Origin of the sequence: Pseudoxanthomonas helianthi (genome assembly GCF_017939625.1) — a bacterium.
Classification (GTDB): Bacteria; Pseudomonadota; Gammaproteobacteria; order Xanthomonadales; family Xanthomonadaceae; genus Pseudoxanthomonas_A; species Pseudoxanthomonas_A helianthi.
Window position 1 is genome coordinate 204,774 of sequence record NZ_JAGKTC010000003.1, and the last position, 24,488, is coordinate 229,261.

At 64.3% G+C, this 24,488-nt stretch carries 10 protein-coding genes and 1 pseudogene; 10 read left to right on the top strand and 1 reads right to left on the bottom strand.

Going from position 1 to position 24,488, the window contains the following annotated elements; genetic code table 11:
- Positions 1-38 precede the first annotated feature (38 nt).
- From J5837_RS12855 to J5837_RS12875, 5 genes are all read left to right on the top strand, one after another.
- Positions 39-1,235: a TIGR03032 family protein gene (locus J5837_RS12855; RefSeq protein ID WP_342345546.1), complete on the top strand. Its 1,197-nt coding sequence runs from the start codon at positions 39-41 to the stop codon at positions 1,233-1,235.
- Complete coding sequence (locus tag J5837_RS12860; protein ID WP_210537168.1) at positions 1,232-1,702, top strand: EF-hand domain-containing protein; 471 nt, start codon at positions 1,232-1,234, stop codon at positions 1,700-1,702. The genes J5837_RS12855 and J5837_RS12860 overlap by 4 nt, the downstream gene beginning before the upstream one ends.
- A complete protein-coding gene (locus tag J5837_RS12865) occupies positions 1,702-2,214 on the top strand; it encodes a hypothetical protein (RefSeq protein ID WP_210537169.1) in 513 nt (170 codons plus the stop codon). The genes J5837_RS12860 and J5837_RS12865 overlap by 1 nt, the downstream gene beginning before the upstream one ends.
- Before the next feature lie 70 nt (positions 2,215-2,284).
- Positions 2,285-2,710 (top strand): helix-turn-helix domain-containing protein, encoded by a 426-nt coding sequence (locus J5837_RS12870; RefSeq protein ID WP_280518232.1) that lies wholly within the window; start codon positions 2,285-2,287, stop codon positions 2,708-2,710.
- Positions 2,711-3,076: 366 nt separating this feature from the next.
- Positions 3,077-16,414, top strand: a complete 13,338-nt coding sequence (locus J5837_RS12875) for an autotransporter-associated beta strand repeat-containing protein (protein ID WP_210537171.1) — start codon at positions 3,077-3,079, stop codon at positions 16,412-16,414.
- A gap of 117 nt (positions 16,415-16,531) precedes the next feature.
- On the opposite strand, the gene J5837_RS12880 is transcribed toward J5837_RS12875, so the two are convergent.
- On the bottom strand, positions 16,532-17,767 hold the full coding sequence (locus J5837_RS12880) for an EAL domain-containing response regulator (protein ID WP_280518233.1): 1,236 nt from the start codon (positions 17,765-17,767) through the stop codon (positions 16,532-16,534).
- Positions 17,768-17,947: 180 nt separating this feature from the next.
- On the opposite strand from J5837_RS12880, the gene J5837_RS12885 reads away from it, so the two are divergent.
- From J5837_RS12885 to J5837_RS16655, 5 genes and pseudogenes are all read left to right on the top strand, one after another.
- Positions 17,948-21,412, top strand: coding sequence for a PAS domain-containing protein (locus J5837_RS12885; protein WP_210537173.1), 3,465 nt, complete (start codon positions 17,948-17,950; stop codon positions 21,410-21,412).
- A 144-nt stretch (positions 21,413-21,556) separates the two neighbouring features.
- Positions 21,557-22,180: a response regulator transcription factor gene (locus tag J5837_RS12890; RefSeq protein WP_210537174.1), complete on the top strand. Its 624-nt coding sequence runs from the start codon at positions 21,557-21,559 to the stop codon at positions 22,178-22,180.
- A 255-nt stretch (positions 22,181-22,435) separates the two neighbouring features.
- Positions 22,436-22,747 (top strand): hypothetical protein, encoded by a 312-nt coding sequence (locus J5837_RS12895; protein WP_210537175.1) that lies wholly within the window; start codon positions 22,436-22,438, stop codon positions 22,745-22,747.
- A gap of 161 nt (positions 22,748-22,908) precedes the next feature.
- Positions 22,909-23,721: a sulfotransferase family protein gene (locus tag J5837_RS12900; RefSeq protein ID WP_210537176.1), complete on the top strand. Its 813-nt coding sequence runs from the start codon at positions 22,909-22,911 to the stop codon at positions 23,719-23,721.
- Between the two features lie 602 nt (positions 23,722-24,323).
- Positions 24,324-24,428, top strand: a pseudogene (locus J5837_RS16655) (ESPR domain-containing protein); the annotation flags it as partial.
- Between the last annotated feature and the right edge of the window lie 60 nt (positions 24,429-24,488).

Consider the following 24,488-nt stretch of genomic DNA (forward strand, 5'->3'; position numbering starts at 1 on the left):
CCGCCGGTTACCGGCGGGCATCGAGGAGCAAGCAACAAGTGGCAAGAAAGAAGAATGCGGAAGTGGGCGGCGAGAAGGCCGGTGAACACGACGGGGCCGGCTTGTCGCCTGCCGACGAAGGGACCCAGTCGGCGCCGGCGGTACAAAGCGTGACCGCGCCCCCGCAGGACCTGATGAAGTTGAAGGTGGAGAAGAGCTGCTCCCGCGGATTGGCGGGATGGTTGGCGGCGAACAGGCTTTCGCTGGCCGTTTCCTCGTACCAGACCGGCCGGCTGTATCTGGTGGGCAGCGACCGGCAGGGCAGGGTGTCGTTCTTCGAACGCATTTTCGAACGCGCCATGGGCGTGGTGGGCAATGCCCAGCGCATTTACCTTGGCGGGCTGTACCAGTTGTGGCGCTTCGAAAACGTCCTGCGTGCGAATGAAGTGATCCACCAGCAGTTCGACAAGTGCTACGTGCCGCGCAACGCGCAGACCATCGGGGACCTCGACATCCACGAACTGGGCATTCGCAAGAACGGCAAGGTGGTGTTCGTCAACACCAAGTATTCGTGCCTGGCGGAACTGGACCAGACGCACAGCTTCAAGGCGGTCTGGAAACCCGATTTCATCAGCCGGCTGGCGCCGGAAGACCGCTGTCATCTCAATGGCCTGGCAATGGTCGACGGCGAGCCGCGTTACGTGACGGCGGTGTGCCGCAGCGACAGCGTGGACGGCTGGCGCGACCGGCGCCACGACGGCGGCATCGTGATCGACGTCGCCAGCAACGAGATCGTCTGCGAAGGCCTGTCGATGCCGCATTCGCCTCGCTGGGCGAACGGAAAGTTGTGGGTGCTCAACGCAGGTACCGGTCACCTGGGATGGGTGGATTTCGAAACCAGGAAGTTCGTGCCGTTCGTGTTCTGTCCCGGATTCCTGCGCGGACTTTCCATCATCAGCAACGTCGCCGCGATCGGCCTGTCGAAGCCGCGCAACCAGCGCTTCGAAGGACTGCAGCTAGACGAGGAATTGCGCAAGCGGGATGCCGATCCCTGGTGCGGTGTGCAGATCGTGTCGCTGACCAACGGGGACGTATTGAACTGGATACGGTTCGAGGGGGACATCACGGAGGTATTCGATCTTTGCTTCCTTCCGAACGTGAAGAATCCGATGGTGGTCGGCCTGCGCACGCCGGAGATCCGTGAGCTCATCACTTTCACGACGGAGATGGGGAACGACGAGGCCCGATCAGCATGAGTGCGCGCGCCGTTCCTTTCGCGTTGATCGCGTCCCTTCCCATGTGCTGCGCCCCTTGGATTGCAATGGCGGGACAGGCGGCTTCGCCAGCGCCGAAGACGGACGGCAGTTCGAAAGTCTTCGCCGCACTAGACGCGAATCGCGACGGAAATCTGTCGCAGGAAGAGTTCCGGAAAGGGTACCCGGGCTTGCGGCAGGCCATTGCGCTGGAGGTGCGTCTGCGCGAGCAGTTCCAGTCCATCGATGCTGATCGTAGCGGCGCACTGGAGGCAGGCGAGTACGCCAACCTGGCCTTGGTGAAACAGGCCGGGCAGGCTGCGCCGGGTCTGCCGGCATTCGATGCCGACAAGGACGGAAGACTCGAATTCGACGAGTATGTGGCCGCTGTTCGAGCACTGTTCGCGCTAGGCCAGAAGACGCGGGGAAGCGCGCCCGCAGCGGCGGGTGAAGGCCAGGAGCGTCGCTGATGCCCGATCTGCCCTGCGAATTCGTGGCCGTCTGGAAGGGTGTGACCGAAGATCTCGCCGCCGAGCTGACGGATTTCTGGGCGCGTAATCGCGCCATTCCCGATGCCGACAGGGCGGCTGCTCGCGCGCGTCAGGCCGTGTGCATCGCCCGCGGTACCGATGGGTCGCTGGTCGGCGTCGGGACGGCGGTCATGCGGATCCTGCCCAGGTTGCGCCAGCCGATGTACTACTACAGGCAGTTCTTTTCCCCGGATTTCCGAGGACAGAAGCAGACCGTTCCGTTCTTCAATTTCGCGCGCGAAGTCCTGGAGTCGTACAACGCTGCGCTGAAACAACCGGAAAGCCTGGGGGTGCTGCTGGAACTCGAAAACGCGATGCTCGCCTCGCGATACGTGCTTGCGCACGAACCCACGGCCAACTCGACCTTCATCGGCTACTCGCAAAAGGGGCTGCAGTTGCGCGTCACCTATTTCGAGGGCGCGAAACTTCAACCTCTCTCGCCGCTGCCCTGATCTGACGACCCCAAGCGATCGCCGTTTTATCGAACAGCATCAAGCTACGAAGAGAACCACTATGGCCTCCATGGCCTTGCGCATACGACGATGTCGAACGCTTATGAGGTTGTCGCAACACGAGTTGGCCCGCAGGGTCGGTGTCCATCGCAGTGCGGTGACGCAATGGGAGCGCGATGGTGGCACGCGCCCCTGCGTCGAGCATCTGGCCGCCATCTCCATCGTGGCCAACGTTCCGTTTGAATGGCTTGCCACGGGCCGAGGCGATCCGACCTGCAGCCCCGAGATCGAAGTTCCGGCCGTCGCCTACGACTATGCCGTGGACGAGACGGAAGCGAGGTTGCTTGAGGTGATCCGCCGGTTGCCCAAAAGGGCGCAAAAGGCGGTCTGTGATCTGGTGGAAATGATTGCGAAGGAACAGGTGGATGGAGCGCATGCATCTGCGGGCGACAATGCTTTGAGACGAAGCCTCGGCTTAAGCAGGCAGTCGGCTTAGCCGTGGATGCGGGCGATGCCGCGGATCTGGCAAATCGGAATGCAGTGGAAAGTGCGGTCATCTGTGCGGCGCGTCACATAGGAACTTTCCCAATGTCACAGGCTGGTCGAACTCGATAATGTATGTTTCGCCTTAGTGCGATGAAGCGCTTTATCCGTCCGGTCTCGGATCGATAAGGGGGCAAATACCAGCAGAGGCCCGAACAAACGGCACGAACGAGCGTGCCCGCCGTTCGGGGATGAAGTGTGGGTTTTTGGGAATTGACGGATGGGGGGCGCGCTCTGTCGCGGTCCCGATGGCGCGACATTTGCCGGGGCGGCCGTGGCCGCGGGCGGCGTTCGATGGTCCGAACAGAAGGAGCAGGGGATGAATCGGGTATTCCGCATCGTTTGGTCGTACGTCCTGCAAGCGTGGGTGGTCGCGTCGGAACTGAGCATGCGTCGCGGCAAGCGCGGCGGAACGGTCGACCAACGCACCGTAACCTTCGAAGACAGACACGATGGCGATACCGCCGGAATCTCCCGGCACACGGCGTGGCCATTGCGACTGGGCGTCCTGCTGGCGCTGGCGGCGTTGTACCCCTCGGCCTACGCGGCCGACCGATACTGGGATCCCAATGGCAGCACCGCCGGGCAGGGCGGCAATGGCATCTGGAACGCGACCAATCCGGTCTGGAGCCCCCTTGCCGATGGCGTTACCGGTCCTTTCAGCCCCTGGAGTAATCCTGCGCTTGATGACGCTTTTTTTGGCGGCACGGCGGGTACGGTCACCCTGGGCGCGCCGATCACCGCCCACAACTTGACCTTCACGGCCGACCAATACACGCTCACGGGTAACACCCTGACCCTAGCCGGCACTAACCCGACCATCAGCTATACGGGCGGGAACAGAGCGACGATCAATTCGGTGTTGGCCGGCAGCAACGGCCTTCGGGTCAGCGGCGGCTCGACCAATGGCGCGATCGTCCTGGGCGGCACCAACACGCTGACCGGCGGTATCACCGTTAACAGCAATGCGCGCCTGGTCGGCACGGGCAGCAACAGCTTCAATGGCGCCGCCAACGTAGTCACCGTCAACAACGGCGGCGTGTTGCAAGTCAATAACGCGAATGCCTTCGGCGGTAATACCGCGGCCGCCAATCTGGTGATCAACAATGGCGGCAACCTCTGGTTGGGCGGCATCAGCCTGAATCACAACATCACCGCCGCCGGCGGCGGCACCATCAACATCAACCAACCATTCGCCGACATCAGCAGCACCTGGACCGGCAACCTGGTCCTCACCGCCAATACCACGCTGCAGGTGACCAACACCGGGGCCAATGGCAACACCGTCTTTGCGGGCAACCTCACCGATACCGGCATCAACCGGTTGAGTCTGGTTTTGAATGAAGGTGGCGGGGTCGATAGCTCACTCTACCTGGATGGTACCAACAGCTTCACTGGCGGTATCACGGTAAACGCCGGCCAACTCTTTATGAGGGGCACTGACGCGGCCGCTGCCGCCGCTGGCAACGTGGTCACCGTCAACGGCGGCTTTCTCCGCGTGGAAGGCGACGCCTTCGGCGGGGATACGGATGCCGCGCAGCTAGTCCTCAACGGCGGCGTCTTGCGCGTGGACACCAATGCCACGCTCAACCACGATGTGACCCTCACGGGGGGCGATCGCTACATCGATGGCCTCGGCAACGCCACTTGGAGCGGCACGCCTGTATTGACCGCCGACACGGTGCTGCATTTGGGCGTCGGTGGCCACAACTTGACCGTACGCGGACCGTTGCAGGATACCGGTGCCAACCAGCTTTCGGTGCTGACGCAGGGTGGGGGCGTCCGCTTCAACGGTCCCATGAGCTTCACCGGCGACCTGACCCTGGCCAGCGGCACCACCTGGTTCGATGGCGGCAGCTATACCTACAGCGGCGACACCATCATCAGAAACGGCGCGCAGCTGGTGCTGAACAGCATCAGCTTGTCGCCAAACAGCAACATACGCTTCGAGGGCCTCAACAACGGCAGCAACACCCTCATCTACGGCACCAGCGCCGAGCCGAGCATCACCATGCCCAATGGCGCCGGTGGCGGCCAGGTGCATTGGACCGGAACCGGCGGTTTCTATGCCCTGAACAATCAATCGGACGTCACCGTCAATCTCGGCGGAGCCGGTGTCACGCTTACCTGGAACGACGGTAACTTCGTTCCCAACGGTCATGCGCTGATTCTTGGTACCAACGCCACCGGAGGCGACGCCCGCCAGCTGGACTTCCAGAATGGCATAGACCTGACCGGCGGCCTGCGCGACGTGCGCGCGGACAACGGCAATATTGCCGATCATGCCGTGATCAGCGGCGTCTTACAGGGGACTGGCGGCTTACAGGTGCGCGGCAATGGCGCTCTGGAGCTGACCGTCGCGAATAGCTATTCGGGGGCCACGGTGATCGGCGAGGACCTCGCCGACAGGGGCTATCTGATCCTGGGCACCGCAGCGGCACGATCGCCCAACAGCAATGTCCAATTCAACGGCGTCGGCGGTATCCAGAACGGCGGCATGCTGATGATGACCGCGGCCTCCGGCGACTTCACCGACGCGGTGGGCACGGGCGCCGGGCAGGTCCAGTGGATCGGCTCGGGCGGCTTTGGTGCCATTGGTGGGGAGCGCCACGTCAACCTGGGGGGCACCGGCGCCACTCTCACCTGGGGCGTCGGAGGTTTCGTGCCCAATGGCGAAATGCTGCGCTTCGGCGGTCGATTCACCAACTCCACGGTGGTGTGGGACAACGGCATCAACTTGGGTGCGTCGGAGCGTGCCATCAACGTCAACGAGGGGGCCGGTCTGGACCGCGACGTGCGACTGCAGGGCGTGATCCAGGGCACCGGGGCTCTGGCCTTGCAGGGGCAGGGCGACGTGGACCTGTTCGGGCTGAACACCTATTCCGGCGACACCCGGATCGGCGGCGGCGACCAAACTAGCGCCACGGACAACATGTGGGTGTATTTCAACACCCTGGCAGACGTCGGTACGGCGAGTTCGTTCGGCACCGGTGCAACCATCGAACTGGGTAGCCACAACGGCGGCCTGATCTATGAAGGTACCGGACCGGCCAGCGGCAACCGCAACCTGGCTCTTGCCGGACGCACGGGTTCGCTCCTGCATCTGTTCAATCGGGGCAGTGGTGCCCTGGAATTCAGCGGTGACGTCGCCACCACGACCAGCGGCGCCAGCAACGAGTTGCGCCTGGGTGGAACCTTCGTCAGCACCGATGCGGACAACAACGGCGTTGCCGATGACCCCAATATCCTTTCCGGCGTCATCTCCGATGGCGCGGGCACCACGGCTCTCATCGGTACCCAATGTTCCGCCGGCAGCGTCTGGCGCCTGAGCGGCGCCAACACCTTTACCGGCCGCTTCCTCGTCAATGGTTGCACCTTCGAGGCAACCACGATCGGCAACGCGGGCGATGCATCCAGTGTCGGCGCCGGCGATCTGATTTCGGACTTCCGCAGCAACAGCGGCACGCTGCGTTACATTGGCAGCGGCGAAAGCACTGATCGACTGTTCTGGGCCTGGGGTAACGGCATCCTCGAATCCTCCGGTACCGGCCCTTTGTCGCTGACCAACACCGGCCTGATCGTCGACCGCAACGGTGGATTTACCCAAACGCTGGGCGGCACCAATAACGGGGACAACCTGTTCGCGCCGACGCTGGTCAACGGCCTTACCCCGGCCGAGTTCCACAATCCGAACAACATCTTCACCCTGCGCAAAGCCGGTCCAGGCCTATGGGCCCTGGTCACCGACAACAACGCCCACGCGAACGCCTATGCGGGCAATACTCGTATCGCTGGTGGCGCGCTTCGCCTGGACAATGCCGGAGCGATCACCGGCGGCCTGGGCGTTGCCAGCAGCCACGGTACCACCGGCTCCTCGGAGCGGAGCAGCCTGATTCTCTTTGAAGGTATCGCCGATGGTACTGGCGGCGTACTCGGCCTCACTGCCGCCAGCGGCGGCTTCTTCCGCGGCACCAGCACGCGGGGCCTTTCTTTCATCGACAACAACGGCACGACGGTTGGGGTCGATCCGGACGGGGCGACGGGACCGTTGCCGGCTTATGGCACCGAGGTGCTGGACGACGACAACTACGAGCAGGGCGTTCGCTGGACCGGATCGGGCGGCTTCGCGGCGTGGGATGGTACGCAAGTCGTCAACTTGTTCGGTGATGCGCGCGAGCTGACCTGGGGCAGCGGTGGCTTCGTGCCGACCAATCATCAACTGGTCTTCGGCTACCAGACCGCCACTGGCACCGTCGACTTCCGCAATGGCATCAATCTCGGCGCCAGTGCGCGCACCGTGCACGTCAACGACGGCACGGCCGCGCGCGATGCGATCATGAGCGGTGTACTGCGCAGCACCAGCACGCTCGGTGGCCTGACCAAGACGGGCGCGGGCTCGCTGACGCTGACCGCCAACAACACCTATACCGGCACCACCAATGTCAGCGCCGGTACGCTGGAGGTCGGTTCGGGTGGCACCACTGGCAGCCTGGGCGCCGGCACGACAGCCCTTGTCGCCGCCGGCGCCTCGTTGGTAGCGAACCGTTCCAATGCATACACGCTCAGCCAGGCCGTCATCGGCGACGGCACGCTGGTGCAACGTGGCCCCGGCACCACCACGATGACCAACAACAGCGACATCGACCATGTGGTGATGGAGCAGGGCACGCTGGTGACGCCGGGGACGCTGCTGACCAACGACGTCACGTTCACCAACGCCGGTGGCGCAACGTTGCAGGTAAGCGGCTCGCTGCAGACATCCACTGCAGGCGCCACACTGGTCACGGGCGGCCTCGGCAGCGACACGATTCGCATCGGCGCCGCGGGCGCCATGCTGGCCAATGGCAGCCTGGGCGACGGCGGCGATACGCTGGACGTGGCCGGCACGCTCAACACCATGGGCGGAACGTTCGATCTAGCTGCAGGCGACGACACCTTCCTGATCCACGACAACACCAATGTCACCGGCACGGTGTTGGGCGGCCTCGGCACCGACACGCTCAACGCAAACATCGGCACCACGGCGGACCTCGACGTGGTGCAGGGCTTCGAAACCCTGACCAAGACCAGCGCCGGCACGCTCCACCTCAACGGCCCGGGAAGCTCGGACTTCAGTACGGTCAACGTCAACGCGGGCACGCTGGACGTCGATGCAGGTGCGGCGATCATCGCGACGGCAGGCAGCGCGCTCAATACCGCCATCGCCTCCGGCGCGACGCTCAATGTCGACGGCGCCTTCGGCTGTGGCACCGGCAACGATTCCATCAGCATTTCGGGCAATGTCACCGGCGACGGCACCATCGACCAGTGCGGTGGTGACGACACCCTGATCCTGCGCGATGGGGCCAATGTCAGCGGCTACACCGGCGTCTTCAACGGCGGTGCGAACACCGCCGGTATCGGCGACACGGTGCAACTGGATATTGCAGGTTTCATCGACTTCGCCCAGGGCACTGTCGCCAACTACGAAAATCTGCTCAAGAGCAACACCGGCACTGCCACGCTTAACGGCGACCACACCTATATCGGCAACACGACCATTAGCGGCGGCACGCTGGACGTGAACGGCAGCCTGACCACGCCGGTCATCGGCATGACCAACGCGGCCGGCACGACCACGCTCAACATCGACGGTGCGGTGCAGGCAGGCGCGGGCATCCAGACCGTCATCCTCGGCGGCGCCGCCAGCAACAACGTCAATGTCAATGCGGGAGCTTCGCTGCTCGCCGTCGGCACGCTGGGCGATGGCACCGACGTACTCGACGTTGCCGGCACGCTGAACACCGGCGCCGGCAATTTCGACCTGGGCAACGGCAACGACAGCTTCGTCATCCACGACAACGCCAGCGTCGTCGGGACGGTGTTCGGTGGTGCCGGCACCGACACGCTCAACGCGAACATCGCCACCACGGCAGCGCTGGGCGTGGTGCAGGGCTTCGAAACGCTGACCAAGACCGGCGTCGGCGCGCTGCACGTCAACGGCCCGGGCACCTCGGACTTCGCCACGGTCAACGTCAATGCGGGCACGCTGGACGTGGCGGCGGGCGCCGCCATCGCGGCGGCGACGGGCGGTACGCTGGCGACGACGGTCGCCAACGGTGCCACGCTCAACGTAGACGGCAATTATGGCTGCGGCACTGGCGCCGATACGCTTGTCGTGTCCGGCAACGTCACCGGCAGCGGTACGATCGACCAGTGCGGAGGCGACGACACGCTCACGCTGAACGACGGCGCCAACCTGGCGCAGGCCAATGCGATCAGCGGCGGAGCGCACAACGTCGGCGACACCGTCGTGCTGAACAATGCCCTGGCAATGACGCTGGACGGCAGCGACGTCGCCAACTACGAATTGCTGGTGAAGAACCAGGGTGGCATCGCCACACTCACCGGCACGCTCGGTTTCAGTGGCGGCACCACGTTGAATGCCGGCACGCTGGGCGTGGACGGCAACCTGACCACGCCGACGCTGGGCATGGCCGACAATACCGTGTTCAATGTCGACGGGACCGCTACCGCAGGCCCCTTGCCGACCGATGCCATCGCCATCACCGGCAGCGCCGGAACCAACACGGTGAACGTCGCGGCGGGTGCGCTGCTGCGCGCCAACGGCAGCCTGGGCGATGGCAACGACGTGCTGGATGTGGCCGGGACGCTCGACGCGGTCGGCGGCACGTTCGACCTGGGCGCGGGCGACGACATCTTCGCCATCCACGACGGCACGTCGGTGCTGGGCACGGTCGATGGCGGTATCGGCAACGATCTGTTGAACGTCGATATCAGTGCGGCGAATGCCGCGACCCTGGACAGCCTGCTGGGATTCGAGTCGCTGGGCAAGACCGGCCTGGGCACCTTGCAGATCAATGGTACGGCCCAGTTCGTCAACGTCGACCTGCAGGCAGGCTTGTTGCAGGTCAATAACGTGACCGCGCAGAACACCACGGTTGCCGCAGGTTCGACCTTGCAGGTGGACGGCGCTTACAACGGCACTGCAGGCAGCGACACGTTGACCGTCGCGGGCACGGTGACCGGCAGCGGCACGGTCGCCCTGGGCGATGGCGACGACAGCTTCACCCTCCGGGACGGCGCGAATCTCGCCGGGCTGGCGGCACCGGTGGACGGCGGGGCAGACGTAGACGGGATCGTTGCGGATATCGCCGGCAGTGCCACGCTGGGCGGCACGGTCAATTTCGAAACGCTGAACAAGACCAATGTCGGCACTTTGAACATCGACGGGTCATCGTCCTTCAGCACGGTCTCTGTCGACGGTGGTACGTTGAACGTCGGCGCGACTGGAAACGTAATCGCGGCGGTCGGTGCTTCGCTCGATACCGTCGTCGCCGCGGGCGCGACGCTCAACGTCGACGGCAGCTATGGCTGCGGCAGCGGCAACGATTCGCTCAGCGTCTCGGGCACGGTGTCCGGCGGCGGCACCATCGACTTGTGCGGCGGCGAAGACACGCTGACGCTCAACGACGGTGCCGTGCTGGCCAACACGATCAGCGGCGGCACCCACGGGACGGGCGACACGGTGGTGCTGAACAATGCCGGCGCGCTGAGCTTCGACGCGAGCAACACGACGAACTTCGAGTTCCTGCGGAAGGACAACATCGGTGAAGCAACGCTGACCGGTACGCAGGGCTTCAGCGGCGGCACGACGGTGAATGGCGGCGGACTGACCGTGGCCGGCGCGCTGGAAACGCCGACGGTCGGGCTGGCCGACGATACCGTGCTGAATGTCACCGGTACGCTGCAAGGCAATGCGGGCGGTTATGCCTCGATCACCGGCAGCGCCGGCGTCAATACGATCAACGTGGCCGCAAGTGCGCTGCTGCAGGCCGGTGGCGACCTTGGCGATGGCAGCGACGTGCTCGACATCGCCGGCGCGCTCGATACCGGTGGCGGAAGTTTCAACCTGGGCGCGGGCGATGATACGTTCACCGTCCACGACGGCACCTTGGTGCTCGGCACGGTCGACGGCGGTGCCGGTCTGGACACCCGCGTCTACGACATCAACGCGATCGCCAACGTGGGTGCGCTGCTCAACTTCGAAGGCCTCGCCAAGACCGGCATCGGCATACTCAACCTCACCGGTCCGGGTACGACGGAGTTGCAGGTCGTCGATGTGCTCGGCGGGACCTTGAATGTCGCCGCGGGCGCCAGCGTTACGCCAATGCTTGGCGGCTCTCTGGATACGACGATTGCGGCGGGCGCGACGCTCGACGTCGACGGCAGCTATGGCTGCGGCAGCGGCAACGATTCGCTCAGCGTCTCGGGCACGGTGTCCGGCGGCGGCACCATCGACTTGTGCGGCGGCGAAGACACGCTGACGCTCAACGACGGTGCCGTGCTGGCCAACACGATCAGCGGCGGCACCCACGGGACGGGCGACACGGTGGTGCTGAACAATGCCGGCGCGCTGAGCTTCGACGCGAGCAACACGACGAACTTCGAGTTCCTGCGGAAGGACAACATCGGTGAAGCAACGCTGACCGGTACGCAGGGCTTCAGCGGCGGCACGACGGTGAATGGCGGCGGACTGACCGTGGCCGGCGCGCTGGAAACGCCGACGGTCGGGCTGGCCGACGATACCGTGCTGAATGTCACCGGTACGCTGCAAGGCAATGCGGGCGGTTATGCCTCGATCACCGGCAGCGCCGGCGTCAATACGGTCAACGTGGCCGCAAGTGCGCTGCTGCAGGCCGGTGGCGACCTTGGCGACGGCAGCGACGTGCTCGACGTCGCCGGCACGCTCGACACCGGCGGAACCGTATTCGGCATGGGTGCCGGCGACGATACCTTCGTGGTGCACGACACCACGGCGGTGCTCGGCACGGTCGATGGCGGCGCCGGCAACGACCTGCTCAACGTCGACGTCAGCACCGGCAACCTGGTGCCGCTGGGCAGCATGCTGGGCTTCGAGTCGCTGGGCAAATCCGGCGACGGCACCCTGCAGATCAACGGCCCTTCGTCCTTCATCGACGTGGACCTGAGCGCGGGCACGCTGGAAGTCAGTGCCAGCGGCAGCGTCGCGGCGCAGAACACGACGGTCGCTGCGGGCTCCACGCTGCAGGTGGATGGCAGCTACAACGGTACCGTCGGCAACGACACGATGGTGGTCGCGGGCACGGTCAGCGGAAGCGGAACGGTGGCACTGGGCGATGGCGACGACACGTTCACGATCCAGGATGGCGCGGACCTGTCGGGCCTGCTGACGCCAGTCGATGGCGGGGCAGGTACGGATACGTTCGTCGCCGACCTAGCGGGCGAGGCGACACTGGGGGGCGCGGTCAATTTCGAGACATTGAATAAGACCAATACCGGCACCTTGCATGTCGATGGGCCGGCGCCTTCGTCTTTCATCACCGTCAATGTCGACGGCGGCACGCTGGACGTCGGCGCGACCGGCAGCATCGGCGGGGTTACGTCCACGACGGTGGCTGGCGACGCGACGTTGAATGTCGATGGCAGCTATCTGGGCTCGGCGGGCAACGATTCGATGGGCGTGTCCGGCACGATCAGCGGCAATGGCCTGATCGGCCTCGGCGATGGCGACGACACGCTCACCCTGCATGACGGCGCCGACCTGGGCGGCTTCACCGGCCTGCTCGATGGCGGCGCGGACAGCGGCGGCGACACCATCGTGCTCGACAACGCGGCGGACCTGGTCTTCGGAACCGGCGCAATCGTCGATTTCGAAGTCCTCAGCAAGCAGAACACCGGTACGGCGACGCTGGTCGGCAACCAGGCCTACGGCGTGCGCGCCGAAGTCATGCAAGGCAGCCTCGTAGTGGCCGGCAGCCTGGCTACGCCACAGGTCGTGCTGGCCGATGACACCGCGTTGACGGTGGACGGCACGCTCGACGCGGGTGGCGGCAATCCTGCGGCCATCACCGGAAGCGCGGGTGCCAATACCGTGACGGTGAACGGCACGGCGATCGCGACCGGCGACCTGGGGGGCGGCAACGACACGCTCGACGTGGTGGGCACGCTCGACACCGCCGGCGGTGCATTCGCGCTGGGCGACGGCGACGACAGATTCGTCGTGCACGACGGCACCGTGGTCGTCGGCACCGTCGATGGCGGCGCCGGACTGGATACGCGCGTCTACGACATCAACGCCACGGCCGACCTGGGCGCCCTGGTCAACTTCGAAGGCGTGACCAAGACCGGCACCGGTACGCTCAACATCAACGGTCCCGCCGCGACCGAATTGCAGTCGGTCGATGTGCTGGGCGGCACGCTGAACATCGGTCCGGGCGGCAGTGTCGTGGCGACCGCAGGCGGCACGCTCGATACCGTGGTCGGCAGCGGTGCGACGCTCAACGTCGACGGCAGCTTCGGCTGCGGCGACGGCAACGACAACCTGTCGGTGTCTGGCACGGTGTCCGGCAGCGGCACGGTGGATCTGTGCGGCGGCGAAGACACGCTGACGCTCAACGACGGCGCGGTGCTGGCGACGACGATCAGCGGCGGCGGCCACGGCAGCGGCGACACGGTCGTGTTGAACAACGCCAGCGCGTTGAGCTTCGACGGCGGCAACGTGGTCAACTTCGAGAAGTTGCAGAAGGACAACACCGGCGAAGCGACGCTGACCGGCACGCAGAGCTTCAGCGGCGGCACCACGGTGAACAACGGTATCTTGATGGTAGCGGGCTCGCTGGAAACGCCGACGGTGGCGCTGGCCGACGACACGGTGCTGAACGTCGACGGCACGCTGCGGGGCAATGGCGGCGGCTATGCGGCGATCGCCGGCAGCGCTGGCGCCAACACGGTAAACGTGGCCGTGGGCGCACTGATGCAGGCGGGCGGTGACCTGGGCGACGGCAACGACGTCCTCGATGTGGCGGGCACGCTCGACACGGATGGCGGTACGTTGGCGTTGGGCGCCGGCGACGACATGTTCGTGGTGCACGACACCACGGCCATGCTGGGTACGGTGGATGGCGGTGCCGGCAACGACATGCTCAACGTCAATGTGGGCACCGGCAACACGGTACCGCTGGGCAGCCTGCTGGGCTTCGAGTCGCTGGGCAAGTCGGGCGATGGCACGTTGCAGATCAATGGCCCGTCGAATTTCATCGACGTAGCCGTGCAGGCCGGCGTGCTGGACGTGACCGCGGGCGGCAGCATCGCGGCGCAGAACACGACGGTGGCGTTGGGTGCGACCTTGCAGGTGGACGGCGCCTATACCGGCACCGGCGGCAACGACACGCTGACCGTGGCGGGTACGGTGACCGGAAGCGGTACGGTCGGCCTGGGCGACGGCAACGACACGTTCACGATCCAGGATGGCGCGGATCTGTCCGGCTTGCTCACGCCGGTCGATGGCGGGGCGGGTACGGATACGTTCGTCGCCGACCTGGCCGGCGAAGCGACGCTGGGTGGTGCGATCAATTTCGAGACGCTGGCCAAGACCAATACCGGCACGCTGCATGTCGACGGCCCGGCACCGTCGGCATTCGCCACCGTGACCGTCGATAACGGCACGTTGGATATCGGTGTCGACGGCAGCCTGGAAGGGGTGCGGAGCGCTTACCTGGCCATGGGCGCCATGCTCAACGTGGATGGCCTTTTCGCTGGCGGCGAAGGTGACGACGTGATCGAAGTCGCCGGCACGGTCGCGGGCAGCGGTACGGTCGCGCTGGGCGATGGAGACGACCGGCTGGTCCTGATGGAGGGTGCCGACCTAGGCGGACTGGCCAATGCCGTGGATGGTGGCGCAGGCACCGATACGATCCAGGCGCAGGTGGACACCACGATGGTGCTGGGTCCCACCGTGAACTTCGAGACGCTGTACAAGGGCGGCAATGGCACCTTGATCGCCGAGGGGGACCAGGCCTATACCAACGTGCAGATCGAGCAGGGCACCCTGGACGTGGCGGTTGGCCACACCCTGAGCAGCCAGGACACCACGATCAATGTCGGGGCCACGCTGGACGTGCACGGCGCTTTCACCGGAACCGCCGGCGACGATACGTTCGTGTCGATGGGCACCGTGAACGGAGCCCTGTCGTTCGGTGCCGGCAACGATTCGGCGCATTTCGTCGGCGGCGACCTGGGCGGATTGACCGGCGTGGATGGTGGCGCGGGCAGCGGCGACGTGTTGAGTTTCAGCTCCCTGGAACTGGAAGCCGACAACTTCGACGTGACGAGCGGCTGGGAACGCGTCGAGTTGCTGGACAACAGCAGCCTGACCCTGGCCAGCGCATTGGATCTCCAGGGTGCCACGTTGTTCATCGACAACACGTCGGTCTGGACCGCGAACGACGGCGCCAGCCTGACCGGCAGCGTGGAGAACGCCGGGCGCATCGACGTGGGCGCCAATCGCGTCGCCATCAGTGGTGGCTACAACGGGGCGAATGGCCTGTTGCAAGTGACGGTATCGCCGGCCAACGGCACCAGCGGCGGGCTGGACATCGCCGGCAACGTCGGCGGTACCACAGGCGTGATCTTTGCCAGCGACGGCACCGATGTGACCGCGCCCACGGACATCCTGGTGATCTCGGCGGCGAACGCGTCGGCGGGGGCCTTCGTGCCCGCGGAGCCGGTCGATGGTTTCGTGCGCCTGGAGGGCAGCGTGTTCCCGTGGACGTTCGAACAGAACGGTACGGACCACAACTGGTATCTGGGCACCGACGGCGGCGGCGTGCTGCCGGAGATTCCGGGCTATGCGGTATTGCCGACCATCGGGGCATTGATGGCCCAGCAAGGAGGCGACCTGGTGCACCAGCGCCTGGCCGGTGTACGTGTTACCGATTCGGATTGCGGACCGAAGGGCACGGCCGAACGCGCCGGTGCGGGCGTGATCGATGACTGCCATGGCTTCTGGGTGGCTACGGCGACCAACGAAATCGAACTGGGCGCCAATCCGGGCTTCGAGCTGTCGGGCGATGACGTGGGCCTTTACATGGGCTTCGACCAGGCCGTCGGCAGCGACCGGATCCTGCGCTTCGGCGGCTACCTGGGCCTGTTGCGCGCGAACTACTGGACCAGTGGCGTCAACTCGACGGATCTGCCTGGCATCGGCGAGTCGGAGATCGATATGGACACGCCGGTGGGCGGCCTGTATTTCAGCAACCAGTGGGCCAATGGTGCCTACGCCGACGTGATCCTGAGCGGACTGCGCCCAAGCGCCCACGTGCGGACCGCGGATGGTTTCAACGAACGCCTCGTCGGCAACAGCTTGACGTTGAGCGCGCGCGCGGGCTGGCGCTACGCATTGCAAGGCGGATGGACGCTGGAACCGCAGATGCAGATCGATGCGAGCCAGGTGCACTGGCAAGACACCGTCGATGCAGGCGGGCGCTCCCTCGTGATCGACGACGACGTGACCAGCACTGCGCGCGCAGGACTGCGCCTGGAGAAAGCGTTCAAAACCGCGGGGGGCGCATCGATCCGGCCGTGGGCGACGCTGGCGGTGCAGGACACGTTCGGGGAGAAGGCCACCGGCCTTGAGGTGACCGGGACAGGTCCGAACGCAACCCCGCGGCTATTTCCGAACCACGACCGTGGGCTGGCGGCTAGCCTGGACATGGGCGTCGAAGCCAAGCTCAACGAGAAGGTCAGCCTGTTCGGGGTGATTTCGGTAGGCGAGGACCTCGAGGGCACCGATTACGAACATCGAGCGGCGAACGCAGGTGTCCGGGTGCGCTGGTAGCGCCGTGGTGGCCCGGTTGCGCCGCCGTCATGGCGAACGACCGGGCCCATCTTCCGGTGTTGTCAACGAGCTAATTGGCTTTGCGCCAGCAGAGGTTCGTTCGTGGATAGCGTGGCTCTAATCGACCGGTATTCCGGCCGTCGCACGCATGCCGGCGCGCGAACGTTCCCACACCATCAGGTCTTCGAGGGGGAGCGGACGGGAAAACAGATAGCCTTGTCCCAGGTGGCAGCCGAGCTCGATCGCCAGTTCCAATTCCTTGTTTGTTTCTATGCCTTCGGCAACGATGGACTGGCCCATTTGACGGCCAAGCTCGACCGCGGACTGCAGGAAAGCGCGGCCCTGGGAGCCAAGAGGCCCCGCGGCGACGAAACTGCGGTCGATCTTGAGCTCGGTGCTCGGCAGTTGGGAAAGCATCTGCATCGTGGAAGCACCCGTGCCGAAATCGTCCAGTGCGATCTTGAAACCTTGCAGGCGCAGGCGGAGGAGAGGCTCGAGGATCCGCGCGAGATCGTCGATCAGGTGGGTCTCGGTAATTTCAAGCGTGAAATCGGAGGGCGTTGCGGCCTCCCGGGCCGCGATCATGAGCATCTGGTCGGCGATGCTCGCCTCTTTCAGATTCTCCAACGAAAGGTTGATGGCAAAATTCACGGCGAGCCCGCCGGCCGCGGCGATACGGCGATCCCGGACGGCATGCGCGAAAATGGCCAAGGTCAGTTCATTGATCAGGTGGTGCCGCTCCGCAGCCATGATCACCTCGCCGGGTGGACACAACACCCCCGATTCCGGATCGGTCCAGCGCAGGAGGCCTTCGACTCCGATAAGGCGTCCGGTTCGCAGGTCGACTTTGGGCTGGTAGGACAACCGCAGCGCCGTCCCTACCAGCCCAGCGCGGATGTGCGCTTGGTCCAAGGCGACATCCGGGGCCTTGTTCGTGGCCCGCTGCTCCTTGCGTTGGTAACGGGCCAGCAGCGCGACCAAGGACTCGTGCGCGATGGGTTTGTTCAATACGCCAAGCACGGTCAGGTTTTTCGCTTCGGCGAACTGCCGGCTGGAGTCGAGGATGCGGGAATCTTCGCCGCTCAGCACGATGATGGCCGGACGCTGCTCCAACGTGGAAACCAACCCCATCAACTGCACCCCATCCATGCCGGGCATGTTGAGGTCGCAGATGAGCACATCGGCCGCTTTGCCGGAAAGCAGGCCCAACGCGGCGTTCCCGTTGTTGGCGACGCCGACCAGGTCCACGTCGTAGTCGGACAGGATCATCGACAACAGCGCGGTCATCATTGAATCGTCGTCGACGACGAGTACGCGCAGACCAGGGAAGCGGACGTTTTGCACTCGGACCATCACTCCTGATTGTCGTCGTATCTGCAGCGTCCTGATCGGGGTGGAGGCGATGATTGACAAACCCGATCCGACGCTCCTAGCTTAAAGCCAAGCGGGGAATTCTGCCGACTATGAGGTGCCGTCCGGGCACTTCCGCCGACTGGATGGGTGAGGATGGTAGAGGCGCGGACAAGGCGTGAAGTGCTGGTGGTCACGATTGCCTGGACGCTGTCCATGGTAATCGCCAGTTATGTCATCGGTTTTGCCGATGGGCATGCGATACGCTGGCTCTGCGCGCTGGTATTGCTGGTCGGCGTCACCCGGGTGGGGCTCCTGGCGCGTCAGCGCCTTCGTTTGACAGAGCGGCTGCGCCAGGAACTCAAGGTTAGCAACGCTCGCCTCAGTGTGGCGCTGCGCGCCGCGCAAATGGGGACCTGGACTTGGGATCCGAAAAGCGATCTCCTCGACCTGGACGCGTTCGAGCGAGAGCTGTTCGGCCTCAGCGAAAGGAATTACGTGGCGTCGGAACTGGTGATGCATGCGCACCCGGACGACGTGGGCGCCGTCAAGGGTGCGGTCGGGAAGGCATTGCGGGACGGTACGCCGGTCGATTACGAGTTCCGATATCGGGACGGGGAGGGCGGTTGGCGATGGGTGGAAGGATCGGCCATGCGCCATATCCAATCCGGATCCCCACCACTTCTGGTTGGCGTCAACAGGGACATCTCCCAGCGAAAGCAGCAGGAGCTCGAGCTCTCTCTTGCAAAGCAAAGGGCCGAGTTCGCCCTGGTGGAGCTGGAGCAATCCCGGGTGGACCTCGATCTCGCGCTGCGCAGTGGGCGATTCGGCGTCTGGCGTACCACAAGAGCGGCCGATGCCGAGGAAGGAGGCCTAGACGAGCCGATAGATTGGGATGCGGGGGTTCGCCGCATCTTCGGCAGAAGCGACGACGAAAGGGTAACGCGTCGCAGCTACTTCGACGCGATCCATCCTGAAGACCGCAACCGTGTGCTGGCCGGATTGTCCGTCTTGCGGGACGGCGGGCAGGAGTATGCCGATCAATATCGAATCGTGCGGCCGGATGGGACGGAGCGGACGATCGCCGTAGCCGCGGTGACCGGGCTGCATTCCAATCCCAGGACAGGCAAGGATGAGAAGGTCACGACCGGCATCGTCCGTGACGTCACCGACGAGGAAAACCTGAAGGCCGACTTGCGTCAGCGCGTGCGTGAAGCGCAATTGACATCCCATGCGCTGGAGCAGGCCCGCACCAATCTGGAGCTGGCATTGCGGAGCGGCCAATTGGGCGCCTGGAGCTCGGAATTCCGGGATGTCGACGAAGCCGACGATCTCGATGCTCCGAGCCTGGACGACCCGATCACATGGGACATCAACGTCCGTCGTATATACGGATACGGCGCAGAGGAGCCGATAACGAGGCGCCATTTCTTCGAAGCGCTCCACCCGGAGGACCGAGAGGAAGTCCTGGCTCATCTGGCCGAGGTGGCGGAGCGCGGGGAGGACTACGCCCACCAGTACCGGATCGTGCGCCCCGACGGCGAAATACGATGGGTGGCCGTGCAGGCGACGTTCGTATGGAGAAGCGGACCCGATGGCCGCCGGACGAAATGGATGATCGGCATCGCCAAGGACGTCACGCAGGAAGAGAATCTCAAGGCCGATCTGCGCCAGAAGGCGCTGGAAGCACAGCGCGCGACCGAAGCGAAGGCGCGGTTCCTCGCCATGATGAGTCACGAGATCAGGACGCCGATGAACGGCGTGGTCGGCATGATCGAGCTGCTGCTGGAAACGCCGTTGAGTTCCGAGCAGCAGTTGATGCTCAGGAGCTGCAAGGATTCCGCCTTCGCCCTGCTGACGGTGATCAACGACGTGCTGGACTATTCCAAGGTCGAGGCGGGAAAACTCGAGCTGGATTACACGGCGGTCTCCTTGCGGCGGCTTTCCGAAAGCGTGGGGGAGGCCCTGGGGATACACGCCACGCAGCGCGGCATCGACCTCGACATCGACGTCTCTCCGGATGTCCCGAGGCGGGTCTTGGGCGATCGGGTCCGGTTGCGCCAGATACTGACGAATCTGGTCGGCAATGCCATCAAGTTCACCGAGCGCGGCGGCGTGGTCCTGGCGGTGTCCCTGGATCGATGCGAACCGACCGATTCCCCGGTCCACGTACGCTTCGACGTTATCGATTCCGGAATCGGAATGGACGAGGAAACCCTGCAGGGCTTGTTCCAGCCGTTCCAGCAGGCCGATGCCGCGACGACGCGCCGCTTTGGCGGCACCGGCCTGGGGCTGAGCATCGTCAAGCACCTGACCGAGTTGATGGGCGGGCGGGTGGAATGCGAGAGCCAGCCTTCCCGGGGAAGCCGCTTCAGCGTCGTGATTCCTTTCGAGGTGGCTTCCGCGGAGGGAACCGACAAGGAAAACCCCATTGCCGGGGTGAAGGTTCTTGCGGTGGCGGCAAACGAGACGAGGCGGCGGATCCTCGCGGATTTCCTGTCAAGGTTCGATGCGGGGATCGAGTTCTGCGACTCGGCCGACGTTTTGCTCGCGCGTGCCGGAGAGAGCAGCCGACATGGGCGAATCGACCTGATCTTGCTGGACAAGGGCTGGGCCTCTTCGGAATGCGCGGATTTGCGCCGCCGATTCGACGAACATCCGGGGTTGTCGGATCTGCCGTTCGTGATCGTGAGAACGCTTGAGCCCACCCAAGCCGCTTCCATCCCGAATGCGACGCTGGTCAGCGGCAATCCACTCACGCGAGACGGCCTGGTTCGCGCGATCGCCGTCGCCTTGGGGCGGGCCAGCGCGCCGACCCCGGCGATCGCGGAGGAGTACGCGTCCGAAGAACTCGATCCTTCCTTCCGGGAGCAGCAGGAGGAAGCGGGCAGGCTCATCCTGCTTGCGGAAGACCATCCCACCAACAGGGAGGTGATTTCCCGGCAGTTGAAGCGGCTGGGTTACGCGTGCGACGTGGCGGAAAGCGGCGCCAGCGCATGGGCGAAACTGCAGTCGGGGAAGCGCTATGCCTTGTTGCTGACCGATTGCCACATGCCCGACATGGACGGATACGAACTTACCCGATTGATCCGCAACAAGGAGCGGAGCGGGGGAGGGCCAGAACTTCCCATCGTCGCCGTCACGGCGAGCGTCCTGCAGGGAGAAGGCGAACGTTGCAGGGCGCTTGGCATGAATGGATACCTGGGAAAGCCATTGCAGATGCGCGAATTGAAGCGTGTCCTGGCCGAGTTCCTGCCCCGTGACGCTCGGCAAGAGCCCCAGGAGCCGGTAGTCGACGTGATGACAGAGGATCAGTCGCCCGTCCGTTACCGGGAACTGGCCGAGATCCTCGGTCACAACAGGAAACGACTGGTCCAGGTGCTAGGCATTTTCGAAGAATCCACCCGGGGCGATTGCGAATCGCTGGACGCGGCCTACGGATCCGGAGACTGGAAGGGCGTGCGTGATTTGGCCCACAAGCTGAAGTCCGGATGCAGGCAGCTGGGCGAGGGACGGGCGGCGAGTGCATTGGAGGCCGTCGAGAACAAGGCGGGACAAGGATTCGATTTCGCGGACGACTTCGCCAGCGCCCGCGATGAGCTGAGGCGGGTGCTCGGGCGCGTCAGCGATTACCTGGCAGCGCCGTAACGACGGTTTGGTGCGCGTGGTCCTCCCCGCGGAGGGTTTGCTGCGTTACGCTATGGCTTGCGCGCCACCATCCGTCCGGCATGGCCGGGAGGGCGGCGTAGATGGGCGACTGGACGGGAAACACGCGCCTTGGAGGCGTGCTCGATGCGGATCATCATCGCCGACGACCATCCGATCATCGGCATCGCGCTTGCCGAGATGTTGAAGACGGCCTTTCCGGACGCCGATATCGGGTCCGTCGCCGATGGCCATGACCTCATGCGTCGCGCCGGCAACGCCGGGTGCGACTATCTCATCCTCGACCTGCAGATGCCCGGGGACTTGAAGAGCGTTCCGCTGTTGCAGGCAGTGCATGCGCTCCGGCCGGAGATGCGCATCGTCGTATACAGCGGCCAGGCGCATCCCTGTCTGGCATTGGCATCGTTCGACCAAGGGGCCTCCGCGTTCGTTTCAAAGAACAGCGGCCCGCATGTGGTCCTCGAAGCGATGCGAGCGGTGGTAGCGGGAGGGAGCTTCATCGATCCTGGGATCGATCTGCAGGTCGCGCGGAATCATCCGTGGATGCGTTTGACCGCCGCCGAGCGCGACATCCTGCTGGCGCTCGCCAAAGGCGGGAATCTGCAGGCCTTGGCCATCGATAGCGACCGCAGCTACAAAACCGTGACGGCGCACAAATACAACGCGCTTCGCAAGCTGGGGCTGGGGTCCAATACCGAGATCGGCCCCTATCTTTCGATGCACGGGCTGGATTACCTGTTGGAACAGTAGGATTGAGGTTGGAGCAGGTCGGTTTCCCGTTCCAATCAGACTTTTCCCAATACCGCCTCCCGCTTCGGAACTTTACGATGCGTGTCGTCAGGGCGGACATTCCGCTCGATTCATGACGCGCACGCGTACTCGGTTCCTGACAGGGAATTGCCGAGATGGTCCGATAGGGAGAAGAGGATGCAATTTGGTGGGCAGGACCAACCGGCGTACCCGGCGCTAAGCGCTTTGCTCGGAGACGACGAAAGCAAGGTCGGGATGATCCTTCGCGTCTTTCACCAGTCGGCGTGGAAGGACTTGGAGCGGCTGGAGCGGCTCGCATCCGAAGGGCAGTGGCACCGGGCGCTGAACCTGGCGAACCGAATCGCGATCGGGTGCCGACAGATCGGGGAAAACGAAGCCGCAGACGTATTCGCCTCTCATGCGGCCATGGCGATCGAGAGCGCGCACGCGGATGCATTGGCGGGCGCGGGAACGTTCGCGCAACTGTTCCAGATGGCGCGGCGCGTGCTGGTCGAAGTGCTGGATCGTGTCGCGGCCCATGTCGCGTTGGCGGACGCCGACGCCTGAAGGCTGCGCGGCAGTCCAAACGGGCGTGATTTCCCTAGCGCAGCCGGAATGCCGGTTCTTCCGGCCATGCGCAGCGGCAGTTGAGGCGCGCCAGCTCGCTGGCCAACCAAACTGCCGATCACATCGGGTTCCCGTACAATCGCCGCCAAGGGAGGGGAAGGATGCGACCTATTCACTTCATTTCGGGGCTGCCTCGGTCCGGTTCGACTCTGCTGGCCGCCTTGCTGCGGCAAAATCCTCGATTCCATGCCCACATGAGCAGTCCGCTCGCGGGTATGGTCGATGCTTTGTTGGGTGAAATGAGCGGCCGGAACGAGCTTTCCGTATTCATTTCCGACGAGCAGCGCCGACGCGTGCTGCGGGGCATGTTCGCGGGTTATTACGGCCCGGAATTCCCGGCGGAAGTCATTTTCGATACAAGCCGCATATGGTGTTCGAAGTTGCCGGTTTTGAGCGAGCTTTTTCCGGACTTCAAGATCATCGCTTGCGTGCGCCAGCTGTCGTGGATCATGGACAGCGCCGAGAGGGCAATTCGGAAGAATGCTCTGCGTCCATCCTTCATGCTCAATTTTCAAACCGGGAGCACGGTCTACAACCGTGTAGAGGCGATGGCAAGCGGCGATGGCCTGGTGGGATATTCCTACAACGGATTGAAGGAAGCGTTCTATGGCGAACATGCGCAGCACTTGATGCTGTTGCAGTACGAAACGCTGGTTCGCGACCCTGCCGGAGCCATGGCGGCGATTTACGATTTCATCGGCGCGCCGCCGTTCCGGCACGATTTCGATAACGTGCAATTCGATGTCGGCGAGTACGACGAGCGCACCGGCATGCCGGGCTTGCATGCGGTCGGCAGGAAAGTGGCAGCACCGGACCGGTCGACCGTGCTGCCGCTGGATATATTCCGGCGTTTCGAAAACGAAGCGTTCTGGCTCAATGCGCAGGCCAACATTCGGGGCGTGCAGGTGGTGTAAGTCCCGGACTGGCGGCTATCTGCTGGAGGGGCCGAAGCGGGGGGCGAGGTGCAGTTCAGAGCGATATGCAGGAGCGGTGTGCTCTACACGGTGCTTCGCCGAGAGCGTTACTCTCCGGAGGCAAAAGCGCAATGTCAGAAGCATGGGTGCGTGGAATCCCCGACCATGGCTGTTCTGTCCTCCGAAAGCTTGAATGCGATCTAGGATTTTTCCCAATTTCCGTCGCGATTCGCCCCATTTAGCATATCGATGCAGCAAAGGTTTTCTGGCAGTGGCTATAGTGCTGTCAGGGGGACACTGTTGATCGGCACGTCAGTCATGAACAGCCCGCTCGGCGGGCGATCGGTCGTACCGGACCCTGCAATCTGTAACGAGTCCGTTTAGACCATCGCCCCGGTCCGTCGATGCAAAGCGCATTCGCGCGGTCTCGGGCAGGCTCCTGGTTTCTTTTCGTACGTGCTGCGTCCAGCGCATCGGCAATGCGACGTCGTACCCGTGCCATCGGTACTGACGACTTCCCCCTGCAAGGAATCGATGCGTCCACATTCGGCGCACCTCGGTCCATACCGTCCCGCCAGGACGATCAATGACAGGGGTCAATCATGAATCGCGTCTTCCGTATCATCTGGTCCAAGTCCCTTCGCGCGTGGATAGTCGCGTCCGAGTTGGCAGTGCGGCATGGCAAGGGTGGGCGCGCGGTTGATCAGCGGGCGGCAGACGTTGAGGGCGCGCTCGACTCCGACATGACCGATGGCTCACCACCGGCG